Source organism: Streptomyces caatingaensis (genome assembly GCF_001187435.1).
In the GTDB taxonomy this organism is placed as follows: domain Bacteria; phylum Actinomycetota; class Actinomycetes; order Streptomycetales; family Streptomycetaceae; genus Streptomyces; species Streptomyces caatingaensis.
The window spans coordinates 656,389-673,759 of the sequence record NZ_LFXA01000017.1 but is presented as its reverse complement, the minus strand read 5'-3'; the positions used below and the strand labels follow the sequence as shown (position 1 = coordinate 673,759).

Here is a 17,371-nt window from a genome sequence, read left to right as displayed (position 1 = left end):
TTCGGGGAAAGCCCCTTCCGGTCGGCGCGCCCCATGCGGCAGGATCCCGGAATGGAGAACGTACGCGACGTCCGGCTGCTGCCGAAGGCGCACCTGCACCTGCACTTCACCGGTTCCATGCGGCCCTCGACCCTGCTGGAGCTGGCCGACAAGTACGGGGTCCACCTCCCCGAGGCGCTGAGCGGCGGCGAGCCGCCGAAGCTGCGGGCGACGGACGAACGCGGCTGGTTCCGCTTCCAGCGGCTCTACGACATCGCCCGCTCCTGCCTGCGCTCCCCCGAGGACATCCAGCGGCTGGTCCTGGAGGCCGCCGAGGAGGACGTCCGGGACGGCTCGGGCTGGCTGGAGATCCAGGTGGACCCGACGTCGTACGCGCCGCGGCTGGGCGGGCTGATCCCGGCCCTGGAGGTCATCGTGGACGCGGTGGAGCGGGCGTCCCGGGAGACCGGGCTGGGCATCCGCGTCCTGGTCGCCGCGAACCGGATGAAGCACCCGCTCGACGCCCGGACCCTGGCCCGGCTCGCGGTGCGCTACGCGGACCGGGGCGTGGTCGGCTTCGGGCTCTCCAACGACGAACGGCGCGGCCTGGCGCGCGACTTCGACCGCGCCTTCCAGATCGCCCGCGACGGCGGGCTGCTGGCCGCCCCGCACGGCGGCGAGCTGTCCGGCCCGAGCAGCGTCCGGGACTGCCTGGACGACCTGCACGCCGGGCGGGTCGGGCACGGGGTGCGGGCCGCGGAGGACCCGCGCCTGCTGCGCCGCCTGGCCGAGCAGGGCGTGACCTGTGAGGTCTGCCCCTCCTCCAACGTCGCCCTCGGCGTCTACGAGAAGCCGTCGGACGTCCCGCTGCGGACCCTGTACGAGGCCGGCGTCCCCATAGCCCTCGGGGCCGACGACCCCCTCCTCTTCGGCTCCCGCCTCGCCGCGCAGTACGAACTGGCGCGGGAGCACCACGGCTTCACCGACGCGGAACTGGCGGAGCTGGCCCGGCAGTCCGTGCGGGGTTCCGTCGCCCCGGCGGACGTGAAGGGCCGCCTGCTGGCGGGGATCGAGGCGTGGGTGGGGGGTGGGGGGTGGCGGCCTGAGGGGTCTTGTCGGGCCCCTGCGGGCTCGGTCCGGGCGGGTCCGGGCGCGGCGCTCCGGTCCGCCCGGTCGAGTCCGCCCCGGTCAGGCCCGCTCCGGTCCGGCCCGCCGCCGTTCGCTGCGGTTCGCTCCGGTTCGCCCCCGCCCCGCCCTTCCACCGTTTCTTCCGGGGCTCCGCCCCTCGGCCCGGCACCGCCCGGCGGCGCGGCGGCACCCCGGGGCTGCGCCCCCGCCCCCACGGGGGCTACGGCCCCCCGCACTCCCATGCGGGGCTGCGCCCTTGCACCCCACCGGGGCTCCGCCCCTCCGCCCGGCACCGCCCGGCGGCGCGGCGGCACCCCGGGGCTGCGCCCCCGCCCCCACGGGGGCTCCGCCCCCTGCACCCCCATGCGGAGATGCGCCCCTGCCCCCCACGGGGCTCCGCCCCCTGCGCCCCCTTGTGGGGCTTCGCCCCGGTATCCCACCGGGGCTGCGCCCCGCGACGCGCGCGGCGGGAGCACCCCGCGACCCGTCCGACGGGGTGCGTCCCGCGACGCACCCAGCGGGCGGTGGCCCCGTGCGCCCAGCGGGCGATGCCCCGCGCGCGTCGCGGGGGCACCACGGGCGGCACCGGGCGCCGGGGCGGGGACGCCGGGAGCGGAGTCCCGGGGTGCGCAAGGGGGCCCGCCCCGGGGAACGGGGAGGAACCCCTACAGGCTGACGCCCACCGTCACCGGCTCGTTGACGAGGGTCACTCCGAACGCGGCCCGCACGCCGTCCCGGACCTCGCGGGCCAGTGCGAGCAGGTCCTCCGTCGTGGCGGAGCCGCGGTTCGTCAGGGCGAGTGTGTGCTTGGTGGAGATGCGGGCGGGGCCGGAGCCGTAGCCCTTCGTGAAGCCGGCCTTGTCGATGAGCCAGGCGGCGGAGGTCTTCACCAGGCCGTCCCCGGCAGGGTAGGCGGGCGGGGCGACGTCGGCGCCCAGCCGGTCCGCCACCCGCGCGAGGAACGCCGCGTGTTCGGCGGCGGTCAGCACGGGGTTGGTGAAGAAGGAGCCGGCCGACCAGGTGTCGTGGTCCTCGGGGTCGAGGACCATGCCCTTGCCGGCCCGCAGCCGGAGCACCGTCTCGCGGGCGGCGGCCAGCGGCACGCGGTCGCCGGCGGCCACGCCGAGGGCGCGGGCCGTCTCGGCGTAGCGCAGGGGCGCCGAGAGCCCGCCCGCGTCCTCCAGCGCGAAGCGGACGCGGAGCACGACGTACCGCGAGGGGTCCTGCTTGAAGCGGCTGTGCCGGTAGGAGAAGCCGCACTCGGCGCTGGGGAGGACGACGACCTCGCGGGCCCGGCGGTCGTACGCCACGACCTCGGTGATCGTGGCGGAGACCTCCTGGCCGTACGCGCCCACGTTCTGGATCGGCGTGGCACCGGCGGACCCGGGGATCCCGGCCATGCACTCGACGCCGGCGAGCCCGGCCTCGACGGTGCGGGCCACGGCGTCGGACCAGTTCTCGCCGGCCGCGAGCTCCAGGCGGGTGCCGTCGAGCGAGAAGCCGGTGGTCGCGATGCGCAGGGCGGTTCCCTCGAACCCCTTGTCGGAGATCACGAGGTTGCTGCCGCCACCGATGATCAGCAGCGGCACACCGGCGTCGTCCGCCTCGCGCACGGCCGCGATCACCTCGTCGTCGGTGACGGCCGTGATCAGCCGGGTGACGGGGCCGCCGAGGCGGAAGGTGGTCAGGGGGGCGAGGGGGGTGTCGTGGAGTTCCTGCACGGCGACAAGGGTACGGGGCGGGCGTCAGACCCCGGCGGGCTCCCGGGCGGGGGCGGGCGCGGCCTGCGCCGTGCCCCGGCGCGGGATCAGCGCGGCCGCCACGGCGGCGAGCGCGACGCCGGCCGCGCCGATCCACAGGGCGGGCGTGATCCCGTCCACGAACCGCTGCGGCGACCCGTAGCCGCCGCGCGCGGCGAAGACCGAGCCGAGCACGGCGACGCCGAACGCGCCGCCCACCTCGCGCAGGGCGCTGTTGGCCCCGGAGGCGATGCCCTGTTCGGCGGCCGGCACCGAGGCCATGACCAGGGCGGAGGCGGGGGCGAAGTACAGCGCCATGCCGGTCCCGCCGAGGATCAGCGCGGGCAGCTGGGCGGCGTACGAGACGTCGGCGGAGATCGTCAGCGCGTAGAGGACGAGCCCGGTGGCCTGGAGGGCGAGTCCGCAGACGACGACGATCCGGCCGCCGACCCGGTCGGCGAGCCGGCCCGCGAGGGGCGCGACGAGCATGGGCATGCCGGTCCAGGGCAGCATGCGCAACCCGGCCTCGGTGGGCGCGTACCCGGCGACGTTCTGCAGGAACTGGCCGAGCAGGAAGATCGAGCCGAACATCCCGAAGAACATCAGCAGTCCGGCCGCGTTGACGCCGCTGAAGGCCCTGTCGCGGAAGAGCCGCAGCGGCAGCATGGGCCGGTCGTGGGCGGAGCAGTGCCAGAGGAACGCGACGAGCAGCAGTCCGCCGGCGATCAGGCCGGTGAGGACCCGGCCGCTGGTCCAGCCATGGGCATCGACGTTCACGACCGCGAAGACGACGCCGAAGAGCCCGGGGCTGACCAGGAGCGTCCCCCGGACGTCGAGGCGGGCGTCCGGGGCGTACGACTCGGCCATGCGCAGCCGGACGAGCGGTACCAGCAGGAGGCCGACGGGCACGTTGAGCCAGAAGATCCAGTGCCAGGAGAGGTGTTCGGTCAGGCCGCCGCCGATGAGCGGTCCGGTGGCCACGGCGAGGCCGTTGACGGCGCCCCAGACGCCGAAGGCGGTGCCGCGCCGCTCGGGCGGGGTGGCGGCGGTGAGCAGGGTGAGTCCGATCGGTGTCATGACCGCGGCGCCGGCGCCCTGGACGGCGCGGGCGGCGATCAGGGCCTCGATGCCGGGGGCCAGGGCCGCGGCGGCGGAGGCGGCGGTGAAGAGGAGCACCCCGAGGGTGAACAGGCGGCGGCGGCCGAACCGGTCGCCGAGCGCGGCACCGGACATCAGGAGCACGGCGTAGGTGAGCGTGTAGGCGCTGACCGTCCATTCGAGGTCCGCCGGCGTGCCGCCGAGGTCGGCGCGGACGGAGGGCAGCGCGGTGGTGACGACGAGGTTGTCGAGCGCGGCCATGAAGCCGGCGGCGCCGGAGATCGCCAGGGCCCAGCCGGCCCGGCGGGCGGCGTGACGTTCCATCTCTCCCCCTGAGAGTTATTAATCAGTCACTAACTTTGCGAGCCAAAAAAGAAGCCGGAAAACACGGGCGGCGGGACGCGCCGCCCGGCGTGCGGGGCGGGGTCACTCCTGCGGCAGCCCGTCCCAGACCCGGTGATCCGTGGGGAAACCCAGGGACACCAGGGCGTTGATGAGCATCCCGTGCCCCATGAACCGGGACGACGCCTTGGCGTCGCCGCCGAGCGCGGCGTGCACGTGGTCCCGCAGCTTCTCCCAGCCGGCCCGGATCGGGCGGCCGAACTCCATGTCGCCCGCCGCCTCCGCGGCGGCCACCGCGACGCACATCTGGAGCAGCATCAGCAGCGTGTCCCGGTCGCGCGCGATCAGGTCCTCGTAGGCCAGGCCCATCGTGCGCTTGGCGTCCTCCGGGGCGACCCCCTCGGACGCCTCCTCGAAGGTGCGCAGGATCTCCTGCTGGCAGCGCTCGACCGCGGCGAGGAAGATCGCCTGCTTGCCCGGGAAGAGGCGGAAGAGATAGGGCTGGGAGACCCCCACCCGGCGGGCGATCGCCTCCGTCGAGGTGCCGTGGTAGCCACCCCGCGCGAACTCCGCGATCGCCGCCCGGACGACGCTCTCGCGCCGCTCCTCCGCGCTCATCCTGACCATGAACGAAAGGTTAGTGATCGATCACTAGTCGGGCAACCCCCGGGCCCCGCCCGGCTACGCCAGCCGCACGACGGCCCGCGACATGCCCAGCACCTTCTGGCCGTCGCTGGTCGCCACCAGGTCCACCCGCACGGTCCGCGCCTCGTCGTCCAGCTTGGCCGCGACCTTGCCGGTGACCTCGATCACCGCGCCCTTCTCGTCGTTGGGCACGACGACCGGCTTGGTGAAGCGCACCCCGTACTCGACGACGGCGCCCGGGTCGCCCGTCCAGTCGGTGACCACGCGGACCGCCTCGGCCATGGTGAACATGCCGTGCGCGATCACGTCCGGAAGACCGACCTCCTTGGCGAACTTCTCGTTCCAGTGGATCGGGTTGAAGTCCCCCGAGGCACCGGCGTAGCGCACCAGGGTGTCGCGCGTCACGGGGAACTCCGCCGCGGGCAGCTCGGTGCCGACCTCGACGTCGTCGTAGGAGATCCGGGCCGTCATCACGCCTCCTCGGCGGCGCGCGCCACCAGCATCGTGTGGGCGGTCACGACGTGCTCACCGCGCTCGTCGTGCACCTCGCCGCGAATGGTCAGGAAATCGCTGCCCGCCATCGACTTGATCTTCTCGATGGTGGAGGTGACCGTCAGCCGGTCCCCCGCGCGGACCGGGCGGGTGTACGCGAAGCGCTGGTCGCCGTGGACGACCCGGCTGTAGTCCAGGCCCAGCTGCGGGTCCTGGATCACCTCGCCGGCGGCCTTGAACGTGACGGCGAACACGAAGGTCGGCGGAGCGATCACGTCCGGGTACCCGAGCGCCCGGGCGGCGGCCGGATCGGTGTACGCCGGGTTCGCGTCGCCGATGGCCTCGGCGAATTCGCGGATCTTCTCCCGGCCGACCTCGTAGGGCGCGGTGGCCGGATAGGTCCGTCCGACGAAGGACTGGTCGAGCGCCATCGGCTCGGCACCTCCTGGGTGGGGATACGCCACGAGGCCGCCCCCGGGAAACGGGGACGGCCTCATGAACAGGCTGTTGCGTTTATCGCGTTTCGCGGTGCGCGGTGTGCGCGTTGCAACGCGGGCAGTGCTTCTTCATCTCAAGACGGTCCGGGTCGTTGCGCCGGTTCTTCTTGGTGATGTAGTTCCGCTCCTTGCACTCCACGCAGGCCAGCGTGATCTTCGGGCGGACGTCGGTGGCAGCCACGTGAGTGCTCCTTGACGGATGGACGGATTAAACGCAGACAAGAGTAGCCGATCGGAGGACCGACCCCGCAATCGGCTACTATGTGTAGCGGTGACCGGACTTGAACCGGTGACACAGCGATTATGAGCCGCTTGCTCTACCGACTGAGCTACACCGCTGTGATGCGGGAGAACTTCCCCGCCCGAAGGCGGGGAAACCTCTCACACCAGAGCCCCAAAACGGAATCGAACCGTTGACCTTCTCCTTACCATGGAGACGCTCTGCCGACTGAGCTATTGGGGCGAGCGAGGAAGACATTACACGGTCTGCGGCCGAAGGTGAAATCCGATCGGGCGGCCCCCGTCCCGACGCCCCGCCGGGCCCCGCGCGGCACCGCCCCGTACGCCTCCCGGACCACTCCGGTACGACTATTGCCCGCCCGTCGCCGCCCTCCCCGAACCCGCTCCGTACGCGGCCTACGCTCGGACCACGCTGCGTGAACGCCTGCCCCGGCCCGTAGGAGCGCAATGCCCGACAACCAGCCGCAGCCCGCACGCAACCCCGACGGCGACGCCACGTCCCCGCCCGGCGGCGGCCCCGGCGAGAACCCCCTGGTGCTGTGTGACGCACACCTCGCCGACGGCCGCGTCGTGGACGTCCGCCTCAGCGGCGGCCGCATCGAGGCCGTCGGCACGGCCGGCAGCCTCGCCCCGGGAGTGCGCTGCGACCTCTCCGGCTACCTCCTCCTGCCCGCCCCCGCCGACCCCCACGCGCACTGCGACACCGCGCTCACCGCCGACCTCGACGGCCCCGTCCCCGACGGCGTCGAGGACGTCCAGCGGCGCGTCACCGAGGCCGCCCTGCTCCAGCTCGGGCACGGCGCCACCGCCGTGCGCTCGCACGTCCGCATCGGCGACGTCCAGGGCCTGCGCGCGCTCGAGGGCGTCCTCGCCGCCCGGCGCACCCTGCGCGAACTCACCGACCTGACCGCCGTCGCCGTCCCCCGGCTGCTCACCGGCGTCGCCGGCGCCGACGGCCTGGCCTTGCTCCGGGACGCGGTCAAGATGGGCGCCACCGCCGTCGGCGGCTGTCCCGACCTCGACCCCGACCCCACCGGCTACGCCGAGGCCGTCCTGCGGGTCGCCGCCGAGCACGGCTGCGCCGTCGACCTGCACACCGACGCCGACGACCCGCCCCGGCTGGCCCGGCTGGCCGCGATGGCGGGCGGGCTGCGCCCGGCCGTCACCCTCGGCCCCTGCGGCGGCCTCGCCCGGCTGCCCCGCGAGACCGCCGTGCGCGCCGCCGAGCAGCTCGCCGCCGCCGGGGTGACCGTGGCCTGCCTGCCGCAGGGCGACTGCGCCCTCACCGCGCGGACCCGGCACCGCGTCTCCCGGTCCGCGCCGGTCCGGCTGCTGCGCGCCGCGGGCGTCCGCGTCACCGCCGGCAGCGGGGCCGTCCGCGACGCGGCCAACCCGGTCGGCCGCGGCGACCCGCTGGAGGCCGCCTTCCTGCTCGCCTCGCGCGGCGAACTGGCCCCCGAGGAGGCGTACGAGGCCGTCAGCGGCCGGGCGCGGGAGGCCATGGGCCTCGCCGAGGTGCGGGTGGAGGCCGGCTTCCCGGCCGAGCTGCTGGCCGTGCGCGGCGGCGGCATCGCCGGCGTGCTCTCGCTCGGCTACAGCCGCCTGGTGGTGCACCGCGGCCGGGTGGTCGCCCGCACGAGCGCGATCCGCGAGTTCCGCCACTGCGCCGGCACGACCGCCCTGGAGCTGCCCCGGCAGTCGCCGCGCGGCGGCGAACCGCCCTCCTGACCCCGCCCGGCGCCCCGGCGTACGGTCGGATCATGCGCATTGTGATCGCTGGTGGACATGGACAGATCGCGCTGCGGCTGGAGCGGTTGCTCGCCGCGCGCGGGGACGAGGTGGCCGGCGTCGTCCGCCGGCCCGAACAGGCGGGCGACCTGCTCGCCGCCGGGGCCGAACCCGTCGTCTGCGACCTGGAGTCGGCGTCCGTCGCCGACGTCGCCCGGCACCTGGAGGGCGCCGACGCGGCCGTCTTCGCGGCCGGTGCGGGCCCGGGCAGCGGGGCCGCCCGCAAGGACACCGTGGACCGGGCCGCCGCCGTGCTCTTCGCCGACGCCGCCGAGGCCGCCGGCGTCCGCCGCCTCCTCGTCGTCTCCGCGATGGGCGCCGACCGCGAGCCCCCGGCCGGCACCGACCCCGTCTTCGCCGCCTACCTGCGCGCCAAGGGCGCGGCCGACGCGGACGTCCGCTCCCGGCCCGGCCTGGACTGGACGGTCCTGCGCCCCGGCCGGCTGACCGACGAGCCCGGCACGGGCCTGGTCGCCCTGGGCGAGGCCACCGGCCGCGGCGAGGTCACCCGCGACGACGTCGCGGCCGTCCTCCTGGCCCTGCTCGACGAGCCGCGCACGGCCGGCCGCACGCTGGAACTGATCGGCGGGGACGTACCGGTGGACGCGGCCGTCCGGGCCGTCGCCGCGGGCTGAGACCGCACCGGCCCGGGCACGTCCGGGCATGGCCGGGCATCGTCCGGGCATACGGAAAAGCCCCGTCCTCGAAAGGACGGGGCCTCAACCGGTGGCGGCGCCAGGATTCGAACCTGGGTAGGCTAAGCCGACGGATTTACAGTCCGCTCCCATTGGCCACTCGGGCACACCGCCATGGGTCCGTCGCCTCGGATTCCCTTTCGAGTCCCCGGGGCAACGACGTAAACCATACCCGATGACCAGGGGTGCTCCGCCACTCGGTTCGCAGCCGCCCGATCCGCCCCCGGGTGACTAGGCTTGCGGGGCGGCCGTCCCCGGCCCGGCCCGGCGCCGCCGCCGGGCGGCGCTCCCACGGGACGCCCCCACGCCGCGCCCCCTGACGGAAATCTACGTACGAGGAGCCAACTCAATATGGCCGACTCCAGTTTCGACATCGTCTCGAAGGTCGAGCGGCAGGAGGTCGACAACGCCCTCAACCAGGCCGCCAAGGAGATCTCGACGCGCTACGACTTCAAGGGCGTCGGCGCCTCGATCGCCTGGTCCGGCGACAAGATCGAGATGCGCGCCAACGGCGAGGAACGCGTCAAGGCGGTCCTCGACATCTTCCAGTCCAAGCTCATCAAGCGGGGCATCTCGCTGAAGGCGCTGGAGGCCGGCGAGCCGCAGCTCTCCGGCAAGGAGTACAAGATCTTCGCGTCCCTCCAGGAGGGCATCTCCCAGGAGAACGCGAAGAAGGTCGCCAAGATCATCCGCGATGAGGGCCCCAAGGGCGTCAAGGCCCAGGTCCAGGGCGACGAGCTGCGCGTCTCCTCCAAGAGCCGCGACGACCTCCAGGCCGTCATCGCGCTGCTGAAGGGCAAGGACCTGGACTTCGCCCTCCAGTTCGTCAACTATCGCTGATCTAGGGCGCTGACCTGCGGTTATGCTCCATAGGCGCGGCGGGGAGGGCACAACGGGGGCACATCGCCGAGGACTTCCTCGACGGCGGCCCTCGTTGTGTCCTCGTCGTCCGGCCACAGATGCGTGCAGGTATCGAGCGTGATCGACGGCTTGGCGTGGCCGAGTCGCTTCTGCACTGTCTTGACGTTCTCGCGGTGCTCGATCAGCAGCGACGCGTAGAAGTGGCGCAGGTCGTGCATGCTCGTTCCTTCGGGGATCTGCAAGAGTTCTGGCACCTGCCCATCCGGTTTCCCTTTCCTGACCCACGTCGCGTGGGCGCGACCATGCGCCGCAGTGAGCGCCTTGTTCGCGTTGCCTACCATCCGCCGCCAGACGTGCGCCCAACCGTCACGCCGCACAGGCTCGTTGTGCTCGTTGAGGAACAGCAGCCGAGCCTTACGCCTGCGCGGCTTACGCGGGTTCGTGCGATCCTCGGTCTCCGTCTCGACGACGGGGTACCGCTCGAGATGCGCCGCAAGAGCGCCAATAGCCGACTTGGCGAGCGGCACGGTGCGATGACTCTCGTGCGTCTTCGGCCCACCGAGGTAAGGCACGCCCTCTTCCGGGGTCATGGGCTGTTGCTGCACCCTCACCTCGCGGCGCAGAAAGTCGACATGTTCGGCCTCGGGCCCGAACACCTCGCCCTGACGCAGCCCGGACGCTGCCGCAAGCAGGGTGACCGGGTACGCCCCGAGCGGCCCCGCGTCGCCCTTCCCTGTCGCTCCCGCCGCATGGGCAGCGGGTACGTGGCCGCCGCCGTCGAGGCCGAACTGCGCACCGTCGCCGAGGCGGAGCCCGGCACCCGGAACGGCACGCTGAACCGTGCCGCGTTCAGCCTCGGCACCCTGTGCGCTGCCGGGCGCCTCAACCGCGCCCAGGTCGCCGACGTGCTCGCCGGCGCGGCCCGGCACGCCGGGCTGTCGGACCACGAGGCCAAGGCCGCGATCCGTTCCGGTCTGGCCGCGGGCGAGCGGAACCCGCGCACATCGACTGGAGTTACATGTCGAGGACCTGGGTCACGATCACCGACGGCGGGTCTCAGAAGACAGGATACGCGGACAGTTCGCTCCTCAACGTCAAGTGCGCCTGAACACCCCCTTCCCGTCTTTGCGTGCCACCGGAATGCTGTGAGAGCGAGGCGGCGCTCGCTCCCACAGCGACCGGAGGCCAGCAGTGACGATCAGCAATGAGCAACGGTGGCAGTTCTGCCGGAACTTCGGCTCTCATGTCTTCGACCTAGCCATGCGTGACGCAGCGCTGCGTGAGCGGATCCACCGCTGGTATCAGGGGTGGGAGACAAAGGCCGAGGACATTGACACAAAGGCTCAGGCGCTCATCTGTCTTGGCCTCCACTCGATCAGTTTCGACCGGCCGATCGCTGCCACCAGTGACTTACGAGCAATCCGCGCTACTGCTGTCGCCGAGGCGGTCCATACGCGCCCGCATCACGAACTGTTCGCCTCGCTGCCCGAGCTGTCGGCCGACGGCATGGCCGACGTCCAGGCTCTCCGGCTCATGTCGTATCAATTCGGTACCCATGTGGGTGTTTCACCAGTGGCCAAGCAATGGGCATGGATGACGACCAGCGCCCTCACCTGGCTCGGTCACGCCAACACATCAGCATCAGCCTCCGGACGCGCCACATGCGGGGAGATCATGGATCTCGGACCATGACGTTCTCGAACCGGGCACCGACGCCGTCCGCCACATCACGGCGCCCGACGGGCGGAATGGGCCCATCCGGGGACGGCGCAGGGACGTACACCACGCTGCGAGCCGTCCCCCACGAAGCACCGCCCATCTGTTCGAAAGAAAGGCACCGCGGCCGTGATCAGGTACGCGATGCCCTGGCCAAGGATGCGTTCTGCCAGGCTGCGGACTGCCACGCCGTCGCGGAGGGGAAGCGCAACTTCCCTCTTCCACAGGTCCGATACGCCGACGTCGGCGACAAGGTGCGGCACTCGTTCCTGTACCGCGTTGAGGATGATGCGCGGATCTCGCGTCCGCGTCTTGACTGCTGTGCGCATAGTGCCGCTCTCCTTACGTTGGAGTGGTGCACTGCACTTGCTGACCCGCCCGGCCATCGACGGCCACGAGGACAACCAGGCGGGCGTAGTACCCGCCCCCTTGGCAGGAGTTCGTAGTGAGCAAGAGGCACATCACCCGATCACCTGGCGAGGGCGGAGCCTGGAGCCGTCCGGCTGTCCCCCGTGCAGCCGGACGGACGGCCCTGTCCCGCCGCCGGGGGGGGGAGCCTCACCCGGGCTCGACCGCAGAGGGGCAGGGGCTCTAGCCGGTCGCGCCGTGGACCCGCTCGAGGACGGGCCGGCCGCGGCTTCCGGAGGAGTCAACGGCCCTTTCGTGGCCGACGATCTCGCCGGCGACGATGGCGCCCGGCGGAGGCCCGACGAGCACGGACCGCCCGTACGTCTCCCAGAACCGCCGATGCCCCGTGCTGATCGTGTGCTGGTACTTCCAGCTCTCGACCTCGGACTGACCGTCCTTGACGCTGAACTCGGCCCCGCAGCCCTGCTCGCTGCACTCAAGGGAGAACACTTCAGCGGTGTTCGGGTCCTGCATGGTGGTCCACTCGGCGTGCCGGTACCAGCGGCGTACGGTCATCGCCATGTCGGTTGCTCCTCAGACCTGTTGTTGCGTGAGACGAGCGAACCGCTGTGGCGCATGGCTACGCCGCATTCATGCGGACCCTCATACCGGTATGCAGCAGGCGGGTACGCAGGGTCGCGTATCCGGTCTCCCCTGCCTACCGTGAGAGGGACAGGAACCAATGAATTGGTCCGACATTACGCTTGGAGAAGCGCGGCACGGGCGAGTACGACATGACCGCCCTCGCCCGGGCAGCGCACCATCTCGGCATCCCGCTCCGGCTGGTCGGCCTTGCCGACAGTGGCGCAGCACCGGGCCAGTGCACAGACGGAAGCGATGCGGTGGAACGGCGCAACCTCCGAAGCGGGGTTGCAAGCCTCGTCGGCTGGTTGAGCTGGGACATGTCCGACCGAGGTTCAGCCCGCACGTGGTACGGCGCAGCGATCAAGGCCGCGCGCCGTGCCGGCGATCCGCTGTTGATCGCTTACCAGCAGGGCAGCTTGGCTCAGTTCGAGGTCGAGTACGGCAACTGTGCACAGGGGCTTTCCCTGATTCGCTCGGCGAGGCGGCAACTTGGATCGGAACGGCCACCGATTGCGGCGGCGTGGCTCTCTTCCCTCAAGGCGGTCGCACACGCCACGGCCGGTGACGAGCGGGCCGCCGACCGTGCCCTACTGGCAAGTGCTGCGGCGGTGGCCCGGATGACGGCGGATACGGCGCCACCATGGCCGTGGGTCTTCGCCTTCGACGAACGCAAGATCGCGGCGGCTCGGGTGACCTGCGGCGCCCGGTTGGCGCGTCCTCGGTGGGTGCAGTCGTCCCTCGCCGACGCATCGGCCGCCCTGTCGTCGAGCCACGAGAAACAGCGAGCGCTGCTCACACTGGACGTGGCCGCCGGGTACATGAGCGCGGGTCAACTCGACGTTGCCTTCGGTCTCGCAACCCAGGCGCTCGACACTGGCCTGCGGCTACGCTCCGGCAGGGTGGCCGAGCGCGCCCGGACCTTTCGGCGGGGCTACTCGTCCGCAGCGCCGCCGGCGACTTCCGTGACTTCGATGTGTGGCTGAACGACACCTACCTGTGAACGAGGGGGACAGGTGAGGATCGGCATCACCGGCCACCGAGGGTTGACCGACAAGGTCGAACAACAGGTGCGGCAGCAACTCACCGATGCCGTCAAGGCGTACCCGCCCGTTGAACTGGTGGGCGTGAGCTGCATTGCGGACGGCCCGGATTCCCGGTTCGTCCGGGCGGTGCCCGATCACGGGGGACGCGTCGAAGTCGTCGTTCCCGCGGCGGAATACCGGAACGGCCTGCCCGACTGGCACCACGAGACCTATGACGAACTCCTCGGCCGCGCCTCGGACGTTCACCACACCGGTCTCGCCGAGTCCACCTCTGAGGCACACATGGCGGGCAGCGAACTACTCGTCGGCCTCGTTGCCGAAGTGCTCGCGGTGTGGGACAGCCAGCCTGCCCGGGGCTACGGCGGAACGGCGACGTGGTCGCCTACGCCCACCGGACAGGTGTGCCTGTGCGCGTGCTGTGGCCGGCAGGAGCGACCCGGGACTGAGAAGTCAGCACGCAGAGTGCCCTCGCCTCCCCTCGCACAGCCGTTGGACGGCACGCGGTCGAGGGCACAGCGAGGGCACAGGACCCCAGAAAGCCGCGGAAAATCGCGACAACTACCGAAAGTAGTTTTCACAGGTCAGGGCACATCTCCTGGCGTCCGTGCAGGTCAGACGATCAAGCGGGCGGCTCGCCAACTACCGCTGACGACGGGGAGCTTGCCCCCCTGACACGAGGGCGCGCCGGGGAAGGTTTCCGACCTTCCGCGGCGCGCCCTCGTCCGCCGCCGGGAGGGGCGGCTCAGAAGTCGACGTTCGCCGGCTCGTCCGCCCGCATCACCGACTCCTGGCGGAACTCCTTCTTGTAGGCGGAGCGGATCGCCTCGATGCCCGCGTCCTTGGCCCGCGCCTGTGACTTCGGGTAGAGCAGCGTCAGTTCGTAGGAGCGTTCGCGGATGACCACGCCCTTGGCGTCGCGCCACTGGCCGCGGGCGTCCTCGATGGTCAGGCCCTCGGGGAATCTCGGGGTGACGGTCTTGGTGACGAAGGCCAGGAACTGCTTCTCCGTCACATCCGGCTTGCCGTCGGGGCGGCCGGTGCCGAAGTAGAGGTGCGTGCCGATGTAGGGCTTGCCGCGCACGGCCGCGGACCGCGCGGTCGTCGACGGGTCGCCGCCGGGGTCGAGGGCGGCGTACGCGGTGGGTGCCCCCACGGCGAGGACGGCGGCGGTGGTCACGGCGGCGGCGCGCAGCCGCGGTTTGCTGAGGGGCATGAGGGGCACGTGGGCGGTTCCCTTCCGTTCCGTACGGGCCGCGCGGAACGGTGCGCGGCTCCCCAACTCTGCTGTGAGCCGGGGAGCTTGGCCGGGAAAGGCGCGAGGTCGGCCGAAAACCGTCTGCCCGTGGCCGTCCCGCCGCCGGGGCGGCGTGCCCGCTACAGGGGCAGGCCGTATTCGACGGCCCGCCGGGGCGTCCGGGCGAAACCGGCCGCCGACAGCGCCGAGTTGAGGACGTCGTCGTCGGGGCCGGAGTAGGCGAGGACCTCGCGCGTGCCCGGGTGCTCGGCGAGGACCTTCTCCAGGGCGGCGGTGACGAGCTCGGTGAGGCCGGCGACGGTGCCGTCCTCCACGCGGTCGTGCGCCAGGATCGCCGTGTCGCCCTCGAACTCGACGTCGAACAGGGCGTCTTCGCGCGTCACGCGGAAGGCGGGGGCGGCGTCCGGGGCGGGGCCGGTGGGGGTCGTTTCCAGCCGCCACCAGCGGTGGACCTCGTCGCCCTCGACGGCGCCGAGCTCCTCCAGCGCCGGGCGCTCCTCCTCCTCGGACTCCGTGACCCACCGCAGGACCGTCCCACCGGCCTCCCGCGCCACGGCCGCCGCCTCCCGCATCAGGGGCACCAGGGCCTCGCGGGGCACCTCCGGCAGCGCGACGATCCGGAGGGCGGGGTCCTCGGCGCCCAGGTCGAGCAGGGTCACCGACCCGGCGAGGGCGTGGGTGTCCGTGTCGTGGCCCAGGACGACCGCGAGGGTGCGCTCGTCGTCCGCATCACGGACGATCTCGATGGAAAAAGCCATGAACCGATCCTCTCACCCACCACTGACAACGGGGCTCCGGCGGCCGCCCGCACCGCCGGGCGCCGGCGCCGTCAGCGCGTCGCGAACGGCGCGTCCGTCGGGACGATCTCGCGGCCCAGCGGCATGAGGGAGACCGGGATCAGCTTGAAGTTGGCGATCCCCAGCGGGATCCCGATGATCGAGCAGCAGAGCGCGATCCCGGTGACGATGTGGCCCAGTGCCAGCCACCAGCCCGCGAAGACGATCCAGATCACGTTCCCGATCAGCGAACCCGCACCGGCGTCCCGCCGCTCCACCGTCGTCCGGCCGAACGGCCACAGCGCGTAGGAGGCGATACGGAAGGAGGCGATGCCGAAGGGGATGGTGATGATCAGGATGCAGCAGATGATTCCCGCGACGGCATAGCCGATCGCCATCCAGAAGCCGCAGAGGACCAGCCAGATGACGTTCAGGATGAGCCTCATGAAAACAGCCTTCCACGCGAATGATTCTCCGGCCACTGAGACGCCGGGGCAGTGACGCGCGGTTGCCTCCCTTTCCGCAGGTGAGGCGGGGGGACGGCGGGTGGTGCGGGCGGGGTCCGGGGGTGCTGCCGCGGCGGCGGGGGCGCGCCGCGTCGGTGCGCACGGGTCCGTCGAGCGGTGCGTACGGGTCCGTTCGGACGGCGCGGGCGGGTTCGGCGGGGGCGGTGACGGTGCCGGGGTGGCGGGCCGAACGGGCCTTCCGGGCACGGGAGTTGGGCGCGGCGGGCGGCGGGGGGCGGGTGAGCGGCGGTCCGGGGCCCGCCGCTTCCGTACGTCCCCCGGATGGCCTAACGCAGCGCGCTGCGGGGCGCGGGCGCGGTCATGGTGGGGCGTGCCGCCGTTCGGCGGACATCGTCACTCTCGTGAACCGGGAGGAACCATGCGTACAGCGATCGTTTCGGCGGCCCTGGCCGCCGCCGTGAGCGTGTTCGGGATACCCGCCGCCGCACAGGCGCAGCCGGCCGACGTGGACCTCGGCACCTGCATCGAGAACGGCGGCTATCCCGACGTGACGGAGAACGGTTCGTGGGTCTGTGTGGACGGTACGTCCAACGGGCAGCCGATCTCCGATCTGGACCCCGTCCCCGTCCACTAGCGCCCGGCGGCCGTCAGTGCCCGCCGCCGGCCATCCGCTCCAGGCGGCCGATCCGTTCGGCCATCGGGGGGTGGGTGGAGAAGAGCTTCGACAGGCCCTCGCCCGGACGGAAGGGGTTCGCGATCATCATGTGGCTCGCGGTTTCGAGGCGGGGCTCGGGCGGGAGCGGCAGCTGCCGGGTGCCCGCCTCGAGCTTGCGCAGGGCCGAGGCGAGGGCCAGCGGGTCGCCGGTGAGGCGGGCGCCGGACGCGTCGGCCTCGTACTCCCGGGAGCGGCTGACGGCGAGCTGGATGAGGGAGGCCGCGACCGGGCCCAGCAGCATGATCATGATCATGCCGACGATGCCCGGGCCCTCGTCGTCCTCGGACCGGCCGAAGGGGATCAGCCAGGCGAAGTTCACCAGGAACATCACGACCGAGGCGAGGGCGCCGGCGACGGAGGAGATGAGGATGTCGCGGTTGTAGACGTGGCTCAGCTCGTGGCCGATGACGCCGCGCAGCTCGCGTTCGTCGAGGATGCGGAGGATGCCGTCGGTGCAGCAGACGGCGGCGTTGCGCGGATTGCGGCCCGTGGCGAACGCGTTGGGGGCCTCGGTCGGTGAGATGTAGAGCCGGGGCATGGGCTGGCGGGCGGCGGTGGAGAGCTCGCGGACCATCCGGTAGAGCTGCGGCGCCTCGAACTCGCTGACGGGGCGGGCGCGCATGGCGCGGAGGGCGATCTTGTCGCTGTTCCAGTACGCGTAGGCGTTGGTGCCGAGGGCGAGGAGGACGGCGACGACGAGGCCGGTGCGGCCGAAGGCGCTGCCGATGACGATGATGAGCGCGGACAGCCCCCCGAGGAGCACGGCAGTCCTGAGTCCGTTGTGCCGGCGGTGCACGGTACGCCCTCCAAGTGGTGCGGCAGGGGAACCCTTGAACCAGTGGAACCTTTCGCTTGGGTCAACGCGAGGCGGGAGGAGCTAGTTCCCTTGTGCACGGGGGCCG

The 17,371-nt window shown here is 72.3% G+C and carries 18 protein-coding genes, 3 tRNA genes and 2 pseudogenes; 8 read left to right on the top strand and 15 right to left on the bottom strand.

All coding sequences use genetic code 11. The features are described 5' to 3' along the window. Window positions 1-51: 51 nt before the first annotated feature. Window positions 52-1,068, top strand: a pseudogene (locus AC230_RS31515) (adenosine deaminase); the annotation flags it as partial. 704 nt (window positions 1,069-1,772) lie between these two features. Here AC230_RS31515 and AC230_RS25410 read toward each other — a convergent pair. From AC230_RS25410 to AC230_RS25375, 8 genes are all read right to left on the bottom strand, one after another. Continuing rightward, the gene (locus AC230_RS25410; protein WP_049718627.1) at window positions 1,773-2,828 is read right to left on the bottom strand and encodes a UDP-N-acetylmuramate dehydrogenase; all 1,056 of its coding nucleotides are present in this window, start codon (window positions 2,826-2,828) and stop codon (window positions 1,773-1,775) included. 24 nt (window positions 2,829-2,852) lie between these two features. Next, window positions 2,853-4,268, bottom strand: coding sequence for an MFS transporter (locus AC230_RS25405; RefSeq protein ID WP_049718626.1), 1,416 nt, complete (start codon window positions 4,266-4,268; stop codon window positions 2,853-2,855). 102 nt (window positions 4,269-4,370) lie between these two features. Beyond that, window positions 4,371-4,913 carry a TetR/AcrR family transcriptional regulator gene (locus AC230_RS25400; protein ID WP_198535604.1) on the bottom strand — a complete coding sequence of 181 codons (543 nt, stop codon included), beginning with the start codon at window positions 4,911-4,913 and terminating at the stop codon, window positions 4,371-4,373. Window positions 4,914-4,967: 54 nt separating this feature from the next. Next, window positions 4,968-5,402 (bottom strand): MaoC family dehydratase, encoded by a 435-nt coding sequence (locus tag AC230_RS25395; protein WP_049718624.1) that lies wholly within the window; start codon window positions 5,400-5,402, stop codon window positions 4,968-4,970. After that, window positions 5,402-5,854 (bottom strand): MaoC family dehydratase N-terminal domain-containing protein, encoded by a 453-nt coding sequence (locus tag AC230_RS25390; protein WP_049718623.1) that lies wholly within the window; start codon window positions 5,852-5,854, stop codon window positions 5,402-5,404. Before AC230_RS25390 ends, AC230_RS25395 begins: the two co-directional genes overlap by 1 nt. An 82-nt stretch (window positions 5,855-5,936) precedes the next feature. After that, entirely contained in the window at window positions 5,937-6,101 is a 165-nt protein-coding gene (gene rpmG, locus AC230_RS25385; RefSeq protein ID WP_004571794.1) for a 50S ribosomal protein L33, read from the bottom strand. An 85-nt stretch (window positions 6,102-6,186) separates the two neighbouring features. After that, window positions 6,187-6,259 (bottom strand) — tRNA-Met (locus tag AC230_RS25380). A gap of 51 nt (window positions 6,260-6,310) precedes the next feature. Continuing rightward, window positions 6,311-6,383, bottom strand: a tRNA-Thr gene (locus tag AC230_RS25375). Between the two features lie 224 nt (window positions 6,384-6,607). Between AC230_RS25375 and AC230_RS25370 the strand changes: the two genes are divergently transcribed. Together AC230_RS25370 and AC230_RS25365 are read left to right on the top strand one after the other, a co-directional pair. Further along, complete coding sequence (locus AC230_RS25370) at window positions 6,608-7,888, top strand: amidohydrolase family protein (RefSeq protein ID WP_049718622.1); 1,281 nt, start codon at window positions 6,608-6,610, stop codon at window positions 7,886-7,888. Window positions 7,889-7,920: 32 nt separating this feature from the next. Next, window positions 7,921-8,583 (top strand): NAD(P)H-binding protein, encoded by a 663-nt coding sequence (locus AC230_RS25365; RefSeq protein WP_049718621.1) that lies wholly within the window; start codon window positions 7,921-7,923, stop codon window positions 8,581-8,583. A gap of 92 nt (window positions 8,584-8,675) precedes the next feature. Here the strand turns inward: AC230_RS25365 and AC230_RS25360 are convergent. Continuing rightward, window positions 8,676-8,757, bottom strand: a tRNA-Tyr gene (locus tag AC230_RS25360). 237 nt (window positions 8,758-8,994) lie between these two features. On the opposite strand from AC230_RS25360, the gene AC230_RS25355 reads away from it, so the two are divergent. Beyond that, entirely contained in the window at window positions 8,995-9,483 is a 489-nt protein-coding gene (locus tag AC230_RS25355) for a YajQ family cyclic di-GMP-binding protein (protein WP_049718620.1), read from the top strand. Window positions 9,484-9,503: 20 nt separating this feature from the next. On the opposite strand, the gene AC230_RS25350 is transcribed toward AC230_RS25355, so the two are convergent. Next, window positions 9,504-10,451 carry a site-specific integrase gene (locus AC230_RS25350; RefSeq protein WP_078871558.1) on the bottom strand — a complete coding sequence of 316 codons (948 nt, stop codon included), beginning with the start codon at window positions 10,449-10,451 and terminating at the stop codon, window positions 9,504-9,506. Between the two features lie 244 nt (window positions 10,452-10,695). On the opposite strand from AC230_RS25350, the gene AC230_RS25345 reads away from it, so the two are divergent. Further along, entirely contained in the window at window positions 10,696-11,196 is a 501-nt protein-coding gene (locus tag AC230_RS25345; protein ID WP_049718619.1) for a hypothetical protein, read from the top strand. A gap of 615 nt (window positions 11,197-11,811) precedes the next feature. Here AC230_RS25345 and AC230_RS32770 read toward each other — a convergent pair. Continuing rightward, window positions 11,812-12,150 (bottom strand): DUF7848 domain-containing protein, encoded by a 339-nt coding sequence (locus AC230_RS32770; protein WP_049718618.1) that lies wholly within the window; start codon window positions 12,148-12,150, stop codon window positions 11,812-11,814. 182 nt (window positions 12,151-12,332) lie between these two features. Between AC230_RS32770 and AC230_RS25335 the strand changes: the two genes are divergently transcribed. Beyond that, window positions 12,333-13,196: an NsdA family TPR-like regulatory protein gene (locus AC230_RS25335; protein ID WP_241833359.1), complete on the top strand. Its 864-nt coding sequence runs from the start codon at window positions 12,333-12,335 to the stop codon at window positions 13,194-13,196. Window positions 13,197-13,226: 30 nt separating this feature from the next. Beyond that, window positions 13,227-13,702, top strand: a pseudogene (locus AC230_RS31505) (hypothetical protein). 296 nt (window positions 13,703-13,998) lie between these two features. Here the strand turns inward: AC230_RS31505 and AC230_RS25330 are convergent. The 3 genes from AC230_RS25330 to AC230_RS25320 all read right to left on the bottom strand — a co-directional run bounded on the left by AC230_RS25330 (window position 13,999) and on the right by AC230_RS25320 (window position 15,733). Then, window positions 13,999-14,469: a DUF3574 domain-containing protein gene (locus AC230_RS25330; RefSeq protein ID WP_049718904.1), complete on the bottom strand. Its 471-nt coding sequence runs from the start codon at window positions 14,467-14,469 to the stop codon at window positions 13,999-14,001. A gap of 161 nt (window positions 14,470-14,630) precedes the next feature. Beyond that, complete coding sequence (locus tag AC230_RS32765; RefSeq protein ID WP_157868657.1) at window positions 14,631-15,269, bottom strand: hypothetical protein; 639 nt, start codon at window positions 15,267-15,269, stop codon at window positions 14,631-14,633. Between the two features lie 71 nt (window positions 15,270-15,340). Continuing rightward, window positions 15,341-15,733, bottom strand: coding sequence for a YccF domain-containing protein (locus tag AC230_RS25320; protein WP_049718617.1), 393 nt, complete (start codon window positions 15,731-15,733; stop codon window positions 15,341-15,343). Window positions 15,734-16,172: 439 nt separating this feature from the next. Here AC230_RS25320 and AC230_RS25315 point away from each other — a divergent pair, with 439 nt between their 5' ends. After that, complete coding sequence (locus AC230_RS25315) at window positions 16,173-16,388, top strand: hypothetical protein (protein WP_049718616.1); 216 nt, start codon at window positions 16,173-16,175, stop codon at window positions 16,386-16,388. A gap of 13 nt (window positions 16,389-16,401) precedes the next feature. Here the strand turns inward: AC230_RS25315 and htpX are convergent, their stop codons facing one another. Next, the gene (gene htpX, locus AC230_RS25310) at window positions 16,402-17,265 is read right to left on the bottom strand and encodes a zinc metalloprotease HtpX (RefSeq protein ID WP_049718615.1); all 864 of its coding nucleotides are present in this window, start codon (window positions 17,263-17,265) and stop codon (window positions 16,402-16,404) included. Between the last annotated feature and the right edge of the window lie 106 nt (window positions 17,266-17,371).

Coding starts and splice junctions, on each gene's coding strand:
- AC230_RS25370 (WP_049718622.1), top strand. CDS start 6,608: ATGCCCGACAACCAGCCGCAGCCCGCACGCAACCCCGACGGCGACGCC.
- AC230_RS25390 (WP_049718623.1), bottom strand. CDS start 5,854: ATGGCGCTCGACCAGTCCTTCGTCGGACGGACCTATCCGGCCACCGCG.
- AC230_RS25315 (WP_049718616.1), top strand. CDS start 16,173: ATGCGTACAGCGATCGTTTCGGCGGCCCTGGCCGCCGCCGTGAGCGTG.
- AC230_RS25330 (WP_049718904.1), bottom strand. CDS start 14,469: ATGCCCCTCAGCAAACCGCGGCTGCGCGCCGCCGCCGTGACCACCGCC.
- AC230_RS25365 (WP_049718621.1), top strand. CDS start 7,921: ATGCGCATTGTGATCGCTGGTGGACATGGACAGATCGCGCTGCGGCTG.
- AC230_RS25395 (WP_049718624.1), bottom strand. CDS start 5,402: ATGACGGCCCGGATCTCCTACGACGACGTCGAGGTCGGCACCGAGCTG.
- AC230_RS25405 (WP_049718626.1), bottom strand. CDS start 4,268: ATGGAACGTCACGCCGCCCGCCGGGCCGGCTGGGCCCTGGCGATCTCC.
- AC230_RS32765 (WP_157868657.1), bottom strand. CDS start 15,269: ATGGCTTTTTCCATCGAGATCGTCCGTGATGCGGACGACGAGCGCACC.
- AC230_RS25400 (WP_198535604.1), bottom strand. CDS start 4,913: ATGGTCAGGATGAGCGCGGAGGAGCGGCGCGAGAGCGTCGTCCGGGCG.
- AC230_RS25320 (WP_049718617.1), bottom strand. CDS start 15,733: ATGAGGCTCATCCTGAACGTCATCTGGCTGGTCCTCTGCGGCTTCTGG.
- AC230_RS25355 (WP_049718620.1), top strand. CDS start 8,995: ATGGCCGACTCCAGTTTCGACATCGTCTCGAAGGTCGAGCGGCAGGAG.
- AC230_RS32770 (WP_049718618.1), bottom strand. CDS start 12,150: ATGGCGATGACCGTACGCCGCTGGTACCGGCACGCCGAGTGGACCACC.